At 65.7% G+C, this 16,184-nt stretch carries 16 protein-coding genes; all 16 read right to left on the bottom strand.

Annotated elements, in window-relative coordinates; translation table 11 throughout:
* Positions 1 to 700: 700 nt before the first annotated feature.
* The 16 genes from M2319_RS22535 to M2319_RS22610 all read right to left on the bottom strand — a co-directional run bounded on the left by M2319_RS22535 (position 701) and on the right by M2319_RS22610 (position 16,183).
* Positions 701 to 2,758: an acetyl-CoA carboxylase biotin carboxylase subunit gene (locus M2319_RS22535; RefSeq protein ID WP_264603732.1), complete on the bottom strand. Its 2,058-nt coding sequence runs from the start codon at positions 2,756 to 2,758 to the stop codon at positions 701 to 703.
* Positions 2,759 to 2,888: 130 nt separating this feature from the next.
* Entirely contained in the window at positions 2,889 to 3,581 is a 693-nt protein-coding gene (locus tag M2319_RS22540) for a sulfotransferase family protein (RefSeq protein ID WP_264603733.1), read from the bottom strand.
* Between the two features lie 238 nt (positions 3,582 to 3,819).
* Complete coding sequence (locus tag M2319_RS22545) at positions 3,820 to 4,527, bottom strand: hypothetical protein (RefSeq protein WP_264603734.1); 708 nt, start codon at positions 4,525 to 4,527, stop codon at positions 3,820 to 3,822.
* A gap of 507 nt (positions 4,528 to 5,034) precedes the next feature.
* Positions 5,035 to 6,567, bottom strand: coding sequence for an acyl-CoA carboxylase subunit beta (locus tag M2319_RS22550; RefSeq protein ID WP_264603735.1), 1,533 nt, complete (start codon positions 6,565 to 6,567; stop codon positions 5,035 to 5,037).
* Positions 6,568 to 7,133: 566 nt separating this feature from the next.
* Positions 7,134 to 7,823, bottom strand: a complete 690-nt coding sequence (locus M2319_RS22555) for a sulfotransferase family protein (protein WP_264603736.1) — start codon at positions 7,821 to 7,823, stop codon at positions 7,134 to 7,136.
* 53 nt (positions 7,824 to 7,876) lie between these two features.
* Positions 7,877 to 8,575 carry a sulfotransferase family protein gene (locus tag M2319_RS22560; RefSeq protein WP_264603737.1) on the bottom strand — a complete coding sequence of 233 codons (699 nt, stop codon included), beginning with the start codon at positions 8,573 to 8,575 and terminating at the stop codon, positions 7,877 to 7,879.
* The gene (locus M2319_RS22565) at positions 8,572 to 9,309 is read right to left on the bottom strand and encodes a sulfotransferase family protein (protein ID WP_264603738.1); all 738 of its coding nucleotides are present in this window, start codon (positions 9,307 to 9,309) and stop codon (positions 8,572 to 8,574) included. Before M2319_RS22565 ends, M2319_RS22560 begins: the two co-directional genes overlap by 4 nt.
* Positions 9,306 to 10,022 (bottom strand): sulfotransferase family protein, encoded by a 717-nt coding sequence (locus M2319_RS22570; RefSeq protein WP_264603739.1) that lies wholly within the window; start codon positions 10,020 to 10,022, stop codon positions 9,306 to 9,308. The genes M2319_RS22565 and M2319_RS22570 overlap by 4 nt, the downstream gene beginning before the upstream one ends.
* A complete protein-coding gene (locus tag M2319_RS22575) occupies positions 10,019 to 10,807 on the bottom strand; it encodes an ATP12 family chaperone protein (protein ID WP_264603740.1) in 789 nt (262 codons plus the stop codon). The genes M2319_RS22570 and M2319_RS22575 overlap by 4 nt, the downstream gene beginning before the upstream one ends.
* Entirely contained in the window at positions 10,807 to 11,496 is a 690-nt protein-coding gene (locus tag M2319_RS22580) for an HAD-IA family hydrolase (RefSeq protein ID WP_319801811.1), read from the bottom strand. Before M2319_RS22580 ends, M2319_RS22575 begins: the two co-directional genes overlap by 1 nt.
* Positions 11,493 to 11,795, bottom strand: a complete 303-nt coding sequence (locus M2319_RS22585; protein WP_264603741.1) for a hypothetical protein — start codon at positions 11,793 to 11,795, stop codon at positions 11,493 to 11,495. The genes M2319_RS22580 and M2319_RS22585 overlap by 4 nt, the downstream gene beginning before the upstream one ends.
* Before the next feature lie 21 nt (positions 11,796 to 11,816).
* Positions 11,817 to 12,824, bottom strand: a complete 1,008-nt coding sequence (locus tag M2319_RS22590; protein ID WP_264603742.1) for an RluA family pseudouridine synthase — start codon at positions 12,822 to 12,824, stop codon at positions 11,817 to 11,819.
* Between the two features lie 168 nt (positions 12,825 to 12,992).
* The gene (locus tag M2319_RS22595; protein WP_264603743.1) at positions 12,993 to 13,181 is read right to left on the bottom strand and encodes a hypothetical protein; all 189 of its coding nucleotides are present in this window, start codon (positions 13,179 to 13,181) and stop codon (positions 12,993 to 12,995) included.
* A 121-nt stretch (positions 13,182 to 13,302) separates the two neighbouring features.
* Entirely contained in the window at positions 13,303 to 13,683 is a 381-nt protein-coding gene (gene crcB, locus M2319_RS22600) for a fluoride efflux transporter CrcB (RefSeq protein WP_264603744.1), read from the bottom strand.
* An 881-nt stretch (positions 13,684 to 14,564) separates the two neighbouring features.
* Positions 14,565 to 14,789, bottom strand: coding sequence for a hypothetical protein (locus M2319_RS22605; protein WP_264603745.1), 225 nt, complete (start codon positions 14,787 to 14,789; stop codon positions 14,565 to 14,567).
* An 89-nt stretch (positions 14,790 to 14,878) separates the two neighbouring features.
* The gene (locus M2319_RS22610; RefSeq protein WP_264603746.1) at positions 14,879 to 16,183 is read right to left on the bottom strand and encodes a replication-associated recombination protein A; all 1,305 of its coding nucleotides are present in this window, start codon (positions 16,181 to 16,183) and stop codon (positions 14,879 to 14,881) included.
* Between the last annotated feature and the right edge of the window lies 1 nt (position 16,184).

The raw sequence follows: 16,184 nt of genomic DNA on the forward strand, positions 1-16,184 counted from the left end.
ATCGCAACCATTGACCTCAACCATACCCAAAACGATCATCAATGACTGTCAGCCATGTCCCCGAACACCTGTCAATCATCTCTCCGGGACATACACTTGAGCCGGGGCCTATTGCCCGTCTCAACGCAGTATGTCGTCGGTTAGCGAAGGTGGGAACTTACCAGGACGAAGGCCGTGCCAAGCCCCGCAATGGACTACCGTGCCGCGGTGGGCAATGGGTCCCGGCTCTCCGCTTCGCTCCGGCCGGGATGACGGCTGAGTTTGAAGCGGCACCTATCGAAGCCGTCAGGCTTCGCAAGGCCGACCGGCCGCCGGCGCCCATGCGCCGCCCCGTCGGAGCCGCGAGCGATAGCGAGCCTGGCGTGAGACAAGAGATCGAAGCCACAAGGCTTCGCAAGGCCGACCGGCCGCCGGCGCCGATGCGCCGCCCCGTCGGAGCCGCGAGCGACAGCGAGCCTGGCGTGAGACAAGAGATCGAAGCCTTCAGGCTTCGCAAGGCCGACCGGCCGTCGGCGCCCATGCGCCGCCCCGTCGGAGCCGCGAGCGACAGCGAGCCTGGCGTGAGACAAGAGATCGAAGCCGTCAAGCTTCGCAAGGCCGAACGGCCGCCGGCGCTCATGCGCCGCCCCGTCGGAGGTTAGCGAGCGCAAGCGAGCGCTCAACCGTGAGACAGAAAACCCACTGTGAGCAAAAAAATCTTCTACTCAAACTCCATGATCACCGCGTCGACGGCGAGGCTGTCGCCGGGCTCGCAGGTGATCTTGGAGACGACGAGGTCGCGCTCGGCGCGGAGCACGTTTTCCATCTTCATGGCCTCCACGATGGCCAGCGCCTCGCCCGCCTTGACCTCCTGGCCCTCCGTCACATTGAGCGAGACGACGAGGCCCGGCATCGGGCAGAGCAGCATCTTGGAGGTGTCGGGCGGCAGCTTGATCGGCATCAGGCGGTCGAGCTCGGCCATTGTCGGGCTCATCACCCGGGCCGTCATGGCAAGGCCGCGCCAGGAGATGTTGTAGCCGTTCTGGACCGGACGGACCTGGGCCGTCACCTCGCGGGTCCCGACGGTGCCGAGCCACAGCGCCTCGCCGGGTGCCCAGTCGGAGCGCACGGTCATCGGCTTGACGTCCGCCTCGTCGAAGGTCAGGTCGATCTCGATCGGCACGGTCGGATAGCCTTCCACAAGCTTGACCGCCACATAGTCCTTTTCGTGGTGCTTGGAGTGGTCGAGCTCGCGCACGTCGCGCTCCAGCGACACCACCCAGTCCTCGCGCACCCGGCCGGTATGCGGGCGCAGCCGGCCCGGCAGGTGGTCGAAGCGCTCCTTGTTGATGAGTTCCACCGACAGCGCCACGGCGGCCAGCACCTTCTCCGTCTCCGCCGTCGTCGGGATGCTGGCAAAGCCCTCCGGATACTCCTCGGCGATGAAACCGGTGGAGAGATTGCCCTCGGTCCAGCGCGGATGCTGCATCAGACCGGACAGGAACGGGATGTTGTGCTCGATGCCGTCGATCAGATAGGCGTCGAGCGCATCGGCCTGGGCATGGATGGCGCCGGCGCGGGTCGGCGCGTGGGTGACCAGCTTGGCGATCATCGGGTCGTAGAACATGGAGATCTCGTCGCCCTCTTCCACGCCCGTGTCGACCCTGACGGTCGCCTCGTCGCTGCGCGCCTCCTCCGGCGGGCGGCAGCGCACCAGCCGGCCGATCGACGGCAGGAAGTTGCGATAGGGATCCTCGGCATAGACCCGGCTCTCCACCGCCCAGCCATTGAGCACGACGTCGTCCTGGGTCAGCGTCAGCCGCTCGCCGTTGGCGATGCGGATCATCTGTTCGACGAGGTCGATGCCGGTGATCAGTTCGGTCACCGGATGCTCGACCTGCAGGCGGGTGTTCATCTCCAGGAAATAGAAGCTCTTGTCCTGGCCGGCGACGAACTCCACGGTGCCGGCCGAGTCGTAGCCGACGGCCTTGGCCAGCGCCACGGCCTGGGCGCCCATCTTGGCCCGCGTCTCCGCGTCGAGCAGCGGCGACGGCGCCTCCTCGACGACCTTCTGGTTGCGGCGCTGGATGGAGCATTCGCGCTCGCCGAGATGGATGGCGTTGCCGTGCTTGTCGCCGAGCACCTGGATCTCGACATGGCGCGGGTTCTCGATGAACTTTTCGATGAAGACGCGGTCGTCGCCGAAGGAGCTTGCGGCCTCGGACTTGGAGCGGGCGAAGCCGTCGCGCACCTCGTCGTCGGACCAGGCGACGCGCATGCCCTTGCCGCCGCCGCCGGCCGACGCCTTGATCATCACCGGATAGCCGATCTCCCGGGCGATCTTGACCGCCTCGTCGGGCGAGCCGATGACGCCGAGATAGCCGGGCACGGTGGAAACGCCGGCCTCGGCCGCGACCTTCTTGGACTCGATCTTGTCGCCCATCGCCTTGATGGCGTCCGGATGCGGGCCGATGAAGACGATGCCGGCCGCCTTCAGCATCTCCGGAAAGCTCGCCCGCTCCGACAGGAAGCCGTAGCCGGGATGGACGGCATCGGCGCCGGTCTGCTTGCAGGCGGCGAGGATCTTGTCGGCAACGAGATAGGACTCCGCGGCGGCCGCCGGGCCGATATGGACGGCCTCGTCGGCCATCTCCACATGCAGGGCGTCCTTGTCGGCCTCGGAATGGACGGCGACCGTCTTGATGCCCATCGTCCGGCAGGTCTTGATGATCCGGCAGGCGATCTCGCCGCGATTGGCAATCAGGATCTTGTCGAACATGGACGTCCCATCCCTTTTTTAAGGCAATTGGTTTTCTCGCGTTTTAAGGGGTCGCAGGGACGTCGGCAACTCAGTCCTTTGACCAAGGCCCGCAACGGGCAGGATCAGAGACCCGCAACCGCAAAGCGCGTCAGAACAGGTAGCCGAAAGCCTCGATCTCGCGCCGGTACCAGCCGCCGACCATGGTCCGCGTGTGCTCGGTATAATAGCTGCGATAGTCGCCTTCGCGTCCGCCGGAGACGTTGCTGACCGGCAGGGAAACCCGGCCGGAAAGGCCGACGGCGTCGAGCACGGCAGCAAAATCTTCCGAAAGAAGCTCGTAGCGGCCGACGAAATCGAGCGCGATCGCATCGTCGATCGCGTAGAGATCGAAATTCTCCACATAGGCGCGCTTCGGATTGCGCAGGAAATCGTCGAAGGATGGCCGCGGCTCCTTCGACTTGGTCTTGTAATAGTACCAGGAGACCTGCCGGTCCCAGGGATTCCGCTCGAAACTGAACTTGTAATAGCTGTTCCAGATGTCCTCGCCCACATAGGCGCGGACCCGCCAGGCCGGCATGTGCTCGTAAAAGCCGACGCTCGGGTGGTAGGCGCGCTCCGGGCGCCCCAGCAGGCGCTTGACCAGCGGGCGCTTCGGCACCATCGGATGGTCCAGCCGCCAGTTCTGGGCCCGCTCGTCCTTCCTCACCTTCATCAAGGCCTTGGAGGCTGGCGTGATGACGTCGTCCGGGCCGCAGACCTCGCTGAGCGCCGCCTCGATGGAGGTCGAGGCGGTCTTGTAGGTCTTGATGTAGATGAAGCGGTGTTCGTGCGACAGGATCATCGCGGCAGGTCCGATCGGGCAAGAGCCGCTCGAGAGGCATCGGGGACACGCCGCCTCGCCGGAGGCGGCAGCACAAGCCCCCTCGTCTACCCCCTCGCCCGGCCGCCCGCAACCGGCAGCACGGCCGCAGGCCCCGGTTGCGACCCGGTGTCATCGTTCCGTTTCGTTGTGAGTCGGCAGGTTTTGCGACGCCGCGGCACTGGCCGTCCCGGCGCCGTGAAAGCCCGCGGGGGCTTGCCTACCAGGGCATGAACGAGTTCATGAACGACATCGGCCGCGAGACGGACTGGTTCATCACCGCCATGTCGTGGCGCATGCGCCCCATATCCGCCGTCATGTAGCTCATCTTGCCGTTCATCTGCACCAGCTCCTGGCGGATCTGGGTCATCTCCTTGATGTGCTCCATCTTCTTGTTCATGGCGACCATCTGCTCGTAGAGCGGACGCATGGTGTCGAGATTGGCCATCTGGCCGGTCATCTTGTCGGTGTGGCCGGCCATTGCCGAGACCCGGATCGTCATGGCGTCCATGGTCTTGGTCATCTCCTCCATGGATTTGGCGAGCTCGGTCATGTGCACGCCCATGTCCGGGTCGAACCGCTCGGCGATCTGCCGGATGTCGTGTGTCAGGCTGTAGATGAGGAAGAAGCCATAGGCGAGCAGGACCACCATGCACAGGAGGGCCGGATAGGCGATGAACTCCCAGCGCCTGGCGCTACGCTCGAAGGAGGAGACGAAGCGCTCCAGCGCATGGACCGGCATCGTCACCGTGCGGCAGGGATCGTCGCCCCCCTCGCCCGGCGCCGCCTCGCCTGTCGCCGTCTCGCCCGATGACGCCTCGACAACGGCGTCCGCGGGAGCCTCGCTCGCGTCCGGACCGGATGCGGCGGCCCGCTGGCCGTCGTCGCTCGATGGAGTATCCGTGCTGGTGGTGCCTTTTTTCGCCATGGCCGCGCTTCCTTCCCCAAACCGGAACCGTCCGCCCGCCGGCCCGTTGCCGGCGCGCGCGTTCCGTTGTCGTTGTCAGCACGGCCCCGGCCTGTTTCCGGCCGTTACGTTGCGGCAATGCCAGAAGCCGCGCGATGGCTCCCGGGTCGGCGGGAGCGTTTCTTCGGCCGGGCGGCACCATCACGGGCACCTGGCGGCCATGCGCACGGCACGGGCGCCGTCACCCGGCGCCACCATGAATTATCATATAAGAAAACTTCTATCTGTTCAGCAAATATCAGCGTCATCCGGACGCACTGTTGCGCGGCGTTGCAGCCGCAACCGTCCGCCACGCGAAATCCCGAAGAGATTTCTTGCCGAAGCGCCCTGCAGCGGCCTCCCGAGGTGCCGCCGCCGGCCTGTCCCTAAAGCGCTTTCCCAAAAAGTTGATAGACTTTTTGGATAAGAAATCGCGTCAAAACAAAGACCTAACGCATGTTGCGTGTTTCAGAAAAACCGCAACATGCTTTAGAGCGGGATGTTGTCGTGCTTCTTCCAGGGATTTTCCAGCGTCTTGTCGCGCAGCAGCCGGAGCGCGCGCGAGACCCGCTGCCGCGTCGAATGCGGCATGATCACCTCGTCGATATAGCCGCGCTCGGCGGCGACGAACGGGTTGGCGAAGCGGTCCTCGTAGAGCTTGGTGCGGGCGGCGATCTTGTCCTTGTCGCCGAGTTCGGAGCGATAGAGGATCTCCACCGCGCCCTTGGCGCCCATCACCGCGATCTCCGCCGTCGGCCAGGCGTAATTGACGTCGCCGCGCAGGTGCTTGGACGACATCACGTCATAGGCGCCGCCATAGGCCTTGCGGGTGATGACGGTGATCTTCGGCACCGTGCATTCGGCAAAGGCGAAGAGGAGCTTGGCACCATGCTTGATGAGGCCGCCATACTCCTGCGCCGTTCCCGGCAGGAAGCCCGGCACGTCGACGAAGGTGACGATCGGGATGTTGAAGCAGTCGCAGAAGCGCACGAACCGCGCCGCCTTGCGGCTGGCGTCGGAATCCAGGACGCCGGCCAGCACCATCGGCTGGTTGGCGACGAAGCCCACCGTGCGGCCTTCGATGCGCCCGAACCCGACCACCATGTTCTTGGCGAAATTCTCCTGGATCTCGAAGAAATCCGCCTCGTCGACGACCTTCAGGATCAATTCCTTCATGTCGTAGGGCCGGTTGGGATTATTCGGGATCAGGGTGTCGAGCGAGTGGTCGCGCCGGTCCGGATCGTCATAGGAGATGATCTCCGGGATCTCGCCCATATTGTTCATGGGCAGATAGTTGATCAGCCGGCGCATCTGCTGCAGGGCGGCGAGATCGTTGTCGTAGCCGCCGTCGGAGATCGACGACTTGGTGGTGTGGATCGAGGCACCGCCGAGTTCCTCGGCCGTCACCGTCTCGTTGGTCACGGTCTTCACCACGTCCGGCCCGGTGACGAACATGTAGCTGGTGTCGCGCACCATGAAGATGAAGTCGGTCATCGCCGGCGAATAGACGTCGCCGCCCGCGCAGGGGCCCATGATGACGGAGATCTGCGGGATGACGCCGGAGGCCAGCACGTTGCGCTGGAACACCTCGCCATAGCCGCCCAGCGCCGCGACGCCCTCCTGGATGCGCGCGCCGCCGGCATCGAACAGGCCGATGATCGGCGCCCGGTTCTTCAGCGCCATGTCCTGGATCTTGGTGATCTTGTGGGCGTGCGCCTCCGACAGCGAGCCGCCGAAGACGGTGAAGTCCTTGGCAAAGACATAGACCGTGCGGCCGTTGATGGTGCCGGAGCCGGTGACGACGCCGTCGCCTGGGATCGTCGACTCGTCCATGCCGAAATCGTGGCAGCGGTGCTGCACGAACATGTCGACTTCTTCGAAGGAGTCCGGATCGAGGAGGACGCTGATGCGCTCGCGCGCGGTCAGCTTGCCGCGCTCGTGCTGCGCGTCGATCCGCTTCTGGCCGCCGCCGATCCGCGCGACAGCGCGCCGTTTTTCCAGTTCCGCGAGGATCTCCTTCATCGAGGCGCCCTATCCCTTTGTCTTCATGTGTTTGGGAATTCCTTAGCATACGCCAAAGGGGCGCAAAAGCGGGCCAAGCGCTTTGCCGGCTTCGCCTTTGGTCGGGGATACGCGGGTCGGCGCGGCGGATGTCCGGCATCGGGCGGCGTCGGCGAATGCATCGCTCGAAACATCGACTGATGCCGAACAACCGGGCAATGAAGGGGCGTATCTGTCCGCCCACCTCCATCTCTCTCAGGCGTCATTGCCGTGCTTGACACGGCAATCCATGAGGCCTTTCGGAACATTCTGTTGGTACCGCATGGACTGCCAGGTCAAGCCCAGCAATCCATAGGACCGTTGATATCAAACCGTTAAGCCGATGTTCGCCGCACGTCATCATGGACCACCGGGTCAAGCCCGGTGGTGACGCGGAGTGGGTGGGTGCCGGAGCGCGAAGGCCACAAGCCGGATCAGCGTGGCGGCAACCAACGGGCATTGACGACTTTCGGTCCTGCATGTGTGGAGGATATGGAAGACGCGGCTTTCCCACCCGCGCAAGGGTCGGCGATCAATGGCCGTTGAAGCTAAAACTCAAACCCGAAGGCCTCGATCTCGCGCTTGTACCATTTCGCCACCATCTCCCGCGTCTCGTCAGTGAAGTGCTGGCGGTAGTCGCGCTCGGCCCGGTGACCGGTCTTGGCGCCGGGGATGGCGTCCGGCGGCTCAAGGCCGAGCCGGTCGAAGATGCGGTCGAGGCCGGCCTGCATGTCGTGATAGAGGATGACATCGTCGGCGACGATGCGGTTGTCGATCGAGTAGATGTCGAAGTTCCGAAGCCGCACCCGGCGATCTTCGGAGTGCATGTACTCGGTGAAGCTCGGCCGCTCGGCAAGGTTCCGCGTGCGCCAGAAATAGATCGAGACCTGCCGGTCCCAGGGATTGCGCTCGATGGAAAACTTGAAATAGCTGTCCCAGATCTGCCGCCCGAGATAGCGCCGCATCGGCCGTGCCGGCATGTGGGCATAGTAGCCGGTCCAGCGCACGCCGGGGTTCTTGCCCTTCAGCGACTTGATCTTGCCGCGCAGCGGCCACTGCCACCACGGCCATTTGTAGTTCCGCGGCCCGTGGTCCGACCTCAGCGCCTCGTCCTCCGGCATCAGCGGCGTGACGATGTCCTGCGGCCCGCAATAGCGCGAGAACAGCACCTCCATGCTGGATCCGGCGGTCTTGTAGGTCTTGAGGAAGATGAAGCGGTGGCGGTGCGAGACGATCATGGTGGCGTTGTGTTCTGGGGCCCGGCAGAAGGAGCCTTTATGACAGAGGCGTGTCAGAACCGATAGCCGAAGGCCGCGATTTCGTCGCGGTACCAGCCGGCGACGATGTCGCGGGTCTTGTCGGTGTAATGGTCGCGGTAGTGGCGCCGGTCGGTGCGGGTCCCGCTCTTGGTCGCGGGAAGCTGCGGCGGGTCCTGGATGCCGAGCCGGTGGAACACTTCCGCGACGTCTTCGGCGAGGTGTTCGTAACGAATGACGAAATCGACGGCCGGCCGGCCGGCAAGGCTGTAGATGGAAAAATTGTCGACCTTCTTGCGCCAGCGCGGCGAGGTGATGAAGGTCTCGAATGTCGGCCGCTTGTCCGCCTCCGGGTAGCGCCAGTAATAGAGCGAGACCTGGCGGTCCCAGGGATTGCGCTCCACGGTGATCTTGAAATAGCTGCGCCAGATGCGCGGGCCGACGAGCCGCAGCACCTCGCGCGCCGGCACGTGGTTGAAATAGCCGCGCCCGCGCGTGTGCTGGCCAAGCAGCCGGCCGAGGACGCGCTCCGGCCGGTTGATGCGCATGCCCGGCGCCAGCCAGTTCTGGGCGTTCGGTCCCGGCAGTGTCTCGCGCATCGCCTCGTCGCGCGGGCTGACCCGGGTGAGGATGTCCTTTTCCCCGCAGATCTGCGACAGCGCCAGCTCGATGCTGGTGCCGGCGGTCTTGCGGGTCTTCAGGAAGATGAAGCGATGCTCATGGGACAGGATCATGCGCCGGCCTCCGCCGGTTCTGCTGGCGTCACGGCCGCAACGCCGTCGAAGCTGAAGCCGAAGGCGGCGATTTCCCGGGCGTACCAGTCGCCGACCAGTTCCCGGGTCTCGTCGTCATAGTGGCTCCGGTAGTCTTCTTTCCTGGGCCGCGCCTTGGCCTTGGCATGCGGCAGCTCCGGCGGGTTTTCGATGCCGATCCGCGCCATTGCGGCGGCGAAATCCGCCGACAGTGTCTCGTAGCGCAGAACCTGATCGACGACGATTGTCCCGTCGATGCCGTAGATACGGAAATTATCGATCCGCGCCTTCCACCTCGGATCGATCAGCCAGGTCTTGAAGTCGGGCCGGGTCTTTGGATCGCGGCAGCGGTAATAATAGTAGGAGACCTGCCGGTCCCAGGGATTGCGCTCGATGGAAAACTTGAAATAGCGGTCCCAGGCGCTCTGCCCGATCAGCCGCCGCGCCGGCCGCGCCGGCATGTGGTTGGCGTAGACCGCACCGATCGCCCGTGCGTTGGCACCGAGCATCAGACGCAGCCTCAAATCGAGCGGCAACGTGCTCCGCGCCGGCTCCGTGTTCTGCGGCCCCCGTCCCTCGCGCAACGTCTCGTCCCGCCCGAGCCAGGTGATCACGTCGTCCGGCCCGCAGACCGTCGACAGCGCCAGTTCCACGCTGGTCCCGCCCGTCTTGCGGGTCTTCAGGAAGATGAACTGATGGGCGTGGGAGACGATCATGGGATGCGGGCCGGCGCCTCGAATGTGTAGCCGAAGGCGGCGATCTCGCGGGCGTAGATCCTGCCCACGGCCTCGCGCGTCTCGTCCGTATAGAAGCTGCGATAGTCCCCGGCCCCGTCCGGCCGCACGCCCGTCTTGGCGTGCGGCAGCTCCGGCGGATCGGCAATGCCGAGGTCGCCGACGAAGGCCGCAAAATCCTCCGACAGCCGTTCATAGCGCAGGACCACGTCGGCGACGATCCGGCTCTTCAGGCTGTATATCTCGAAATTGTTGACCGGTTTGCGCCATTTGTCGGTCAGCACGAACTCCTCGAAGGTCGGCCGGGTGTCCGCCTTCTTGTAGAGCCAGAAATAGTAGGAGACCTCCCGGTCCCAAGGGTTCCGCTCAATGGACACCTTGCGGTAGGCGTCGAACGTCTTCGCACCCGCCCGGTTCCGCACCTGCTCCGCCGTCATGTGGTTCCAGTAGCAGAGCCCGGCATGGCGGTCGTCGGCGCCCCAGAGTTTCTTCAGGCGCCAGAACCACGGCCGCCGGTCCGGCGGAATGTCGTAGTTGCGCGGCACATGCCCGGCATTCTTCACGTCTTCCTTGCCGGCAATCGGCGTCACCACATCGTCCGGCCCGCAGACATGCGACAGTGCCAGCTCCACGCTGGTGCCGGCGGTCTTCTTGGTCTTCAGGAAAATGAAGCGGTGCCGGTGGGAGAGGATCATTCGCCCCCCTTCCCCGGTCGCAGCGCGTCGATGACGAGGACCGCGGCCTCGAACTCCGCCGCACGATGGGCGCGCCGCTCCAGCGCCTCCTCGTCGCGGCCCCAGAGCTGCATGTTCCAGTCCTCGTCCACATGGGCGGCCTGCCAGGCATCGGCCCCGGAAAGCTCGCCGTGCCAGACCGAAAGCGCCAGCAGCGCCGAGCCGGTCAGCGTCGTCGCCACATGGAGGGCTGCCAGCGGCAGCGGGTCGACCGGCGCAAGGCTGTCGCGGATGGCCGTCAGCACCTCCGCGTTCTGGTCGACATGCATGACGCCTTCGGCGAGCGTGAACCGGCCCGCATAGCGTCCCTCGGCCCAGGCAATCACCGGATTCCAGAGCGCGTTCTGGCGCTCCACCAGTTCCTGCGGATTGCCGGCCCGATAGATGAGGAGGTCGCCGCCGGCATAGCGGGCGATCTCGCCGCGCACGGCATCGGCCTCGCGCGCAACCGCATCAAGGGCCGAATTGGCGAGCCGCGTCAGCGGCATCTTGCCCGGATCGATCACCGTCTCCTGCGCCGCCCATTCGGCGGCGATGGCCGCCGCGATCGCCCCATGCGGCACCACCAGCCGGCTGCCGGCCGGCGTGCGGATCGGCCTTCCGTCCAGCACCACCGCATGACCGTCGCCTTCTGCGACCGCCGCGGCCTCCTTGTAGAACCGCTTCGGCAGGTCGCGCCGTGCGTGGGCCCGGGCCTTTTCGACCGGGTCCTCGCCGTGCTGCGGCAGGTCGAAGAGATCGCGCATCAGGCCACCCTTTCCCAGGCGAAAAGGTCCGAGACGGCCGGCAGCAGCGCGTCGAAACGGTCGATGATGGCCTCCGCGCCGCCCTCGGCCAGCCGTTTCACCGGGTGGTAGCCCCAGGAAACGCCGATCGCCCGCGCCCCGGCGGCCCGCGCCATCGCCATATCGAAGCCGGTATCGCCGACGACGACCGTGTTCTGCGGCTCCGCGCCGGTCTCGGTCATCGCATTGAGGATCATGCCCGGATGGGGCTTCGAGGGTGCATCGTCGGCGGTCTGGATGGAGGCGAACCGGCCGGCGAGCCCGTGGGCGGCGAGCACCGCATCGACGCCGCGCCGCGCCTTGCCGGTGGCGATCCCCAGCAGCACGTCGTCGCGGGCGGCGAGCGCATCGATGGCCGCCATGGCACCGTCGAACATCGGCTCGTGATAGGTCTTGTCCGTGCGCATCCGGAAGAAGGCGTCCTTGTAGGAGGCGGCGAGCACGGAGACCGGCGCATCCGGCGTCTTGCGCGTCAGCACCGAGAACGCCTCGTTGAGCGACAGGCCGACGATGGACAGCGCCACCTCGCGCGGCGGCACGCGCAGGCCGTTGGCGGCAAACGCCTCGCTCAGCGCGGCAAAGATCATGTCCTGCGAATCGACAAGCGTGCCGTCGCAGTCGAAGACGATGAGATACATGGCCTTACTCAATTCTCGTCCCGGTCCGGCGCGTCTTGGGGAACGCCATCCCGGGGCATTTTTTGGTCGTGGTCCCGCTCAAGCCGCTTCAGCCGTTCCTCGTGGTCGGCAACGCGGGCCTCAAGGAGGTCGTTGGCGCGGCGCAGCTCCGCGGCGAGTTCCGACAGCGCCTCGGCAGTCGCGTCGCTGCCGCGCGGCCGAAGCATCTTCGAGGCCCCGCGCCGCGACACCATAAAGGCACCGATAAGCGCCGTCACGGCCACCACGAGGGCAACGAAGATCGTCACCGAATAGCCGGCGCCCTCCATCATCGTCCCCTCCGGACCGTGTCCTCAGCGTCCATCGTTCCCCTCCAGTTCCTCTGCCGCGTCATAGTCCGCCGGGTCGAGGCCGAGGAGATTGAAGGACTGCGCCATGTGCGGCGGCAGCGGCGCCGTGACGTCGATGGTGCCGCCGGAAGGGTGCGGCATGACGATCCGGTGCGCAAAGAGGTGCAGCCGGTTCTGGATGCCGCCGGGCAGCTCCCAGTTCTCGACCCGGAAATATTTCGGATCGCCAACGATCGGATGGCCGATATGGGCGGTGTGGGCGCGAAGCTGGTGGGTGCGGCCGGTGACCGGCTTCAGCATCAGCCAGGAGAGTTTCTGGCCGACCTGGTCGACGACGGAATAGAAGCTGACGGCGTGGCTTGCCCCGTCCGCGCCGTGGCGGCTGACGCGCATGCGGTCGCCCTCCGGCCCCTCCTCCTTGGCGAGGTAGGTGGAGATGCGCCCGCTCGACGGCCGCGGCACGCCGGCAACGAGCGCCCAGTAGACCTTGTTGGTGTCGCGCGAGCGGAACGCCGTGGACAGGTCGCGTGCGGCCTTGCGCGTCTTGGCGATGACGAGGACGCCGGCCGTGTCCCGGTCGAGCCGGTGGACGAGCCGCGGCTTCTGGCCCTGGCGGTCGCGCATGCTGTCGAGCATCTTGTCGACATGGGTGGAAAGCCCCGAACCGCCCTGGACCGCAAGGCCCGCCGGCTTGTTCAGCACCATGACGTCGCGGTCTTCATAGAGCGTGATCGATTTGAGGTACGCCGCATCGTCGCCCGTCGGCTTTCGCGGCGCCTTGGTCGGTGCCTCGGCCGCCGCGACATCGCCGAGCGGCGGCACGCGCACGGACTGGCCGGCGGCGAGCCGGGTCGAGGTCTTGGCGCGCCCGCCGTCGACGCGCACCTGTCCGGTGCGCACGAGCTTCTGCAGCTGCGCGAAACCGATGCCGGGATAGTGCGTCTTGAACCAGCGGTCGAGGCGCATGCCGGCCTCGTCGCCGCTGACGGACACGAAGTCGATGCCTGCCATGTCGTTTCGTCTCGATTGTCGCCGCAAGCGATATCGCGCCGGGGCCGTTTCGGCAAGGACGCGGAAGCGTGCTGTCGCAACGAAAAGGGCGGCGGACCGTCTGGCCGCCGCCCGATCGTCAGATAGGCATGCCGGCCCTCCGCCGCCATGCCAACCTCACAAAATTCCTCAGAACCTCCTCAGGACGACGCCGAGGAAGATGAGGATGTAGGCGATGCCCAGCACCTCGAAGGTGTGGCCGGCAATGATGGGGCCGACAACCGGAATAGCAACGATGGCGTATTTCACCAGGACGGCCAGGACCGCCAGGATCAGCGAAATCAGGAAGACCGGCCAGGTCGGTGCACTCAGATGCATATCAATTCCTCCAGAAAATACCTGTTTTTGGCGGCGCGACGGGACCATAGCCCCGTGACGCCACGACGACAGGGACACACAGGTTGTGCGCGATGTCGAGTGCGATATCGCCGCGTGGTGATCAGCCGAGAGCGATGCGGATCGCCATCATGCCGACGAAGAGGCCGGTGATGGAGGCAAAGACCGACAGCACCACATAGAAGCCGGCCGATGCCATGGCGCCCCGTTCCATCATCACCGCGGCATCGAGCGAAAAGGCGGAAAAGGTGGTGAAACCGCCGAGGAACCCGGTGGCGATGAGGAGCCTCAGGTCCGTGTTGGCGGAGAATTTCAGCGCCAGCAGCTCCACGAAGATGCCCATCAAGAGCGAGCCGACGATGTTGACGGTCAGCGTGCCGAAGGGAAAGCCGGGACCGGCGAGCTTCAGCGAGGCCATGTTGACGAGGTGGCGCAGCGCCGCACCGGTGCCGCCGCCGAGAAAGACGAGGAGGATGTGCTTCATGGCTGCTTGCTAGCGCGCGATCCCGGATACCGCAAGCGCTTTGGCCACATGGCGGATTTGCGACAGGGTATTCCTTTGGTCGTTCCCGCCGACGCCACCCGACAGGCATCCAGGTTCCCACCGCGCAATTGACACCCCGCGCCAGTCACTCCGTCGTCATCCCGGCCGCAGCGAAGCGGAGAGCCGGGATCCATTGCCCCTATCAACGCAGTAGCCCCTCACGGCTCTTTAGAGGTGTCGCCCCAAGCAAGCGCTGCAAAGACCCACCGACGGCATGCCGTGTGGTGAGGGGCAATAGGCCCCGGGTCAGGTGTATGTCCCGGGGAGATGGCTGAGTTTGCGGCAGACGGAACGCATTTGACAGGAAAGGGAGACTGCCGTCAGCACCCTATGGATCGCCGCGTCGGCCTTACGGCCTCCTCGCGATAACGCTGATATAATTGAGAAGATCGTCATTGCGAGCGCAGCGAAGCAATCCAGACAGCGGCCTCGCGAATCGCCGACGACATACCGTGGCGAGAGGGGCAATAGGCCCCGGGTCTCGCGATGCTCGCCCGGGGTGACGGGAGTCTGGGTGGCGACGGGAAGGCCAGTGTCCTAAACGTCAGCCTCCGAGAAAACATCCGCCGCGAACCAACTCGCGAGAATGGATCTCTCGCGCCAACACAAACCTCCGTCGTCACCCCGGCCCCCGAGCCGGGGCCTATTGCCCCTCTCGCCACAGTATGTCGTCGATGCCGAGCACGGTGCTGGCAAAGGCCTGCCCAACCCGCAACGGCATACCGTGCCGAGGCGGGCAATGGGCCCCGGGTCTCCGCTTCGCTCCACCCGGGGTGACGACGGAGAGGGACGGAAAAGCGGAGCACCTCCCGACACCCCCCCTAAAACGCCCCGACCTGCTTCATGCGGATGAGCTTCAGGATCAGCAGCACGAACGGCCATGTGTGCCAGAAGAGATCGAAGATATCGATCGGCCGGCGCAACTGCCCCTGCATCAGCATGCGGACTTTTTCGACGATATGCGGCTCCGGATAGAACGGCGCGAAGCCGAGGAGGAGCGCGATGAACAGCACCATCGGCAGGGAGATGTGATCGAGAAGATGCATGGCGGCCCTCCGGCGCGAAGAATATAAGCATTCTCGAATATAGATATCGGCCGCGTGGCGCAACCCGCGGGCGTGTCAGGGCGACGGCCCTACCCGCGCTCGGCCCGGAGCCGTGCCCAATAGTCGAGGCGTTTCTTCACCTCGCGCTCAAAGCCGCGGTCGACTGGCGCGTAGAATTCCTTGCGGCCGATTTCCGGCGGGAAATAGTCCTGGCCGGAAAAGGCGTCGGGTGCGTCGTGATCGTACTCGTAGCCGGCGCCGTAGCCCTCCTCCTTCATCAGCCTGGTCGGTGCGTTGAGGATGATCTTCGGCGGCGCCGGCGAACCGGTATCGCGGGCAAGGCGCGCGGCCGCGCCATAGGCCTTGTAGAGGGCGTTGGATTTCGGCGCCGTCGCCACATAGACGGCGGCCTCGGCGAGTGCCAGTTCGCCCTCCGGCGTGCCGATGAAGTCGAAGGCGTCCTTGGCGGCGTTGGCGATGACCAGCGCCTGCGGGTCGGCCATGCCGACGTCCTCGACGGCCGCGCGCATGATCCGGCGGGCAAGGAACATCGGGTTCTCGCCGGCGACCAGCATGCGGGCGAGATAGTAGAGCGTCGCGTCCGGGTCGGAGCCGCGCATCGACTTGTGGAGGGCCGAGATCAGATTGTAATGGCCGTCATCGCCCTTGTCGTAGATCGGCGCCCGGCGCTGGACGACCTCCACGAGCCGCTCCCGGTCGAACACCTCGCCCTCGCCCGCCGCGCGCCAGACGTCCTCGGCGAGCGTCAGCACGGCCCGCCCGTCGCCGTCGGCCATGCCGACGATCGCAAGCCGGGCATCCTCGTCGAGCGGCAGTTGCTCGCCGGTGACCTCCTCGGCCCGTTCCAGCAGCCGCTCCAGCGCCGGATCGCCGAGCGGCTTGAAGACCAGCACCTGGGCCCGGGACAGAAGCGCGGCATTGAGTTCGAAGGACGGATTTTCCGTCGTCGCGCCGACGAGCGTGACCGTGCCGTCCTCCATCACCGGCAGGAAGGCGTCCTGCTGTGCCTTGTTGAAGCGGTGGATCTCGTCGACGAAGAGGAGTGTTCCTCGCCCGCTGGCGCGCCGACCACGTGCCTCGGCAAAGAGTTTTTTCAGGTCCGCAACGCCGGAAAAGATCGCCGAGACCTGCTCGAAATGAAGGTCGGTCTCATGGGCGAGAAGCCGCGCGACGGTGGTCTTGCCGGTGCCGGGCGGCCCCCAGAAGACAAGCGAGCCGACGCCGCGCTTCGACAGCATGCGGGTGAGCGTGCCGTCCGGGCCGACCAGGTGATCCTGGCCGACGACATCGGCGAGCCGCTTCGGCCGCAGCCGGTCGGCAAGCGGGCGCGGCGCGTCGTTTTCAAGGCCGGCGGCGGCAAAGAGATCGGACAAT

Source organism: Rhodobium gokarnense, from assembly GCF_025961475.1.
Taxonomy (GTDB): domain Bacteria; phylum Pseudomonadota; class Alphaproteobacteria; order Rhizobiales; family Rhodobiaceae; genus Rhodobium; species Rhodobium gokarnense.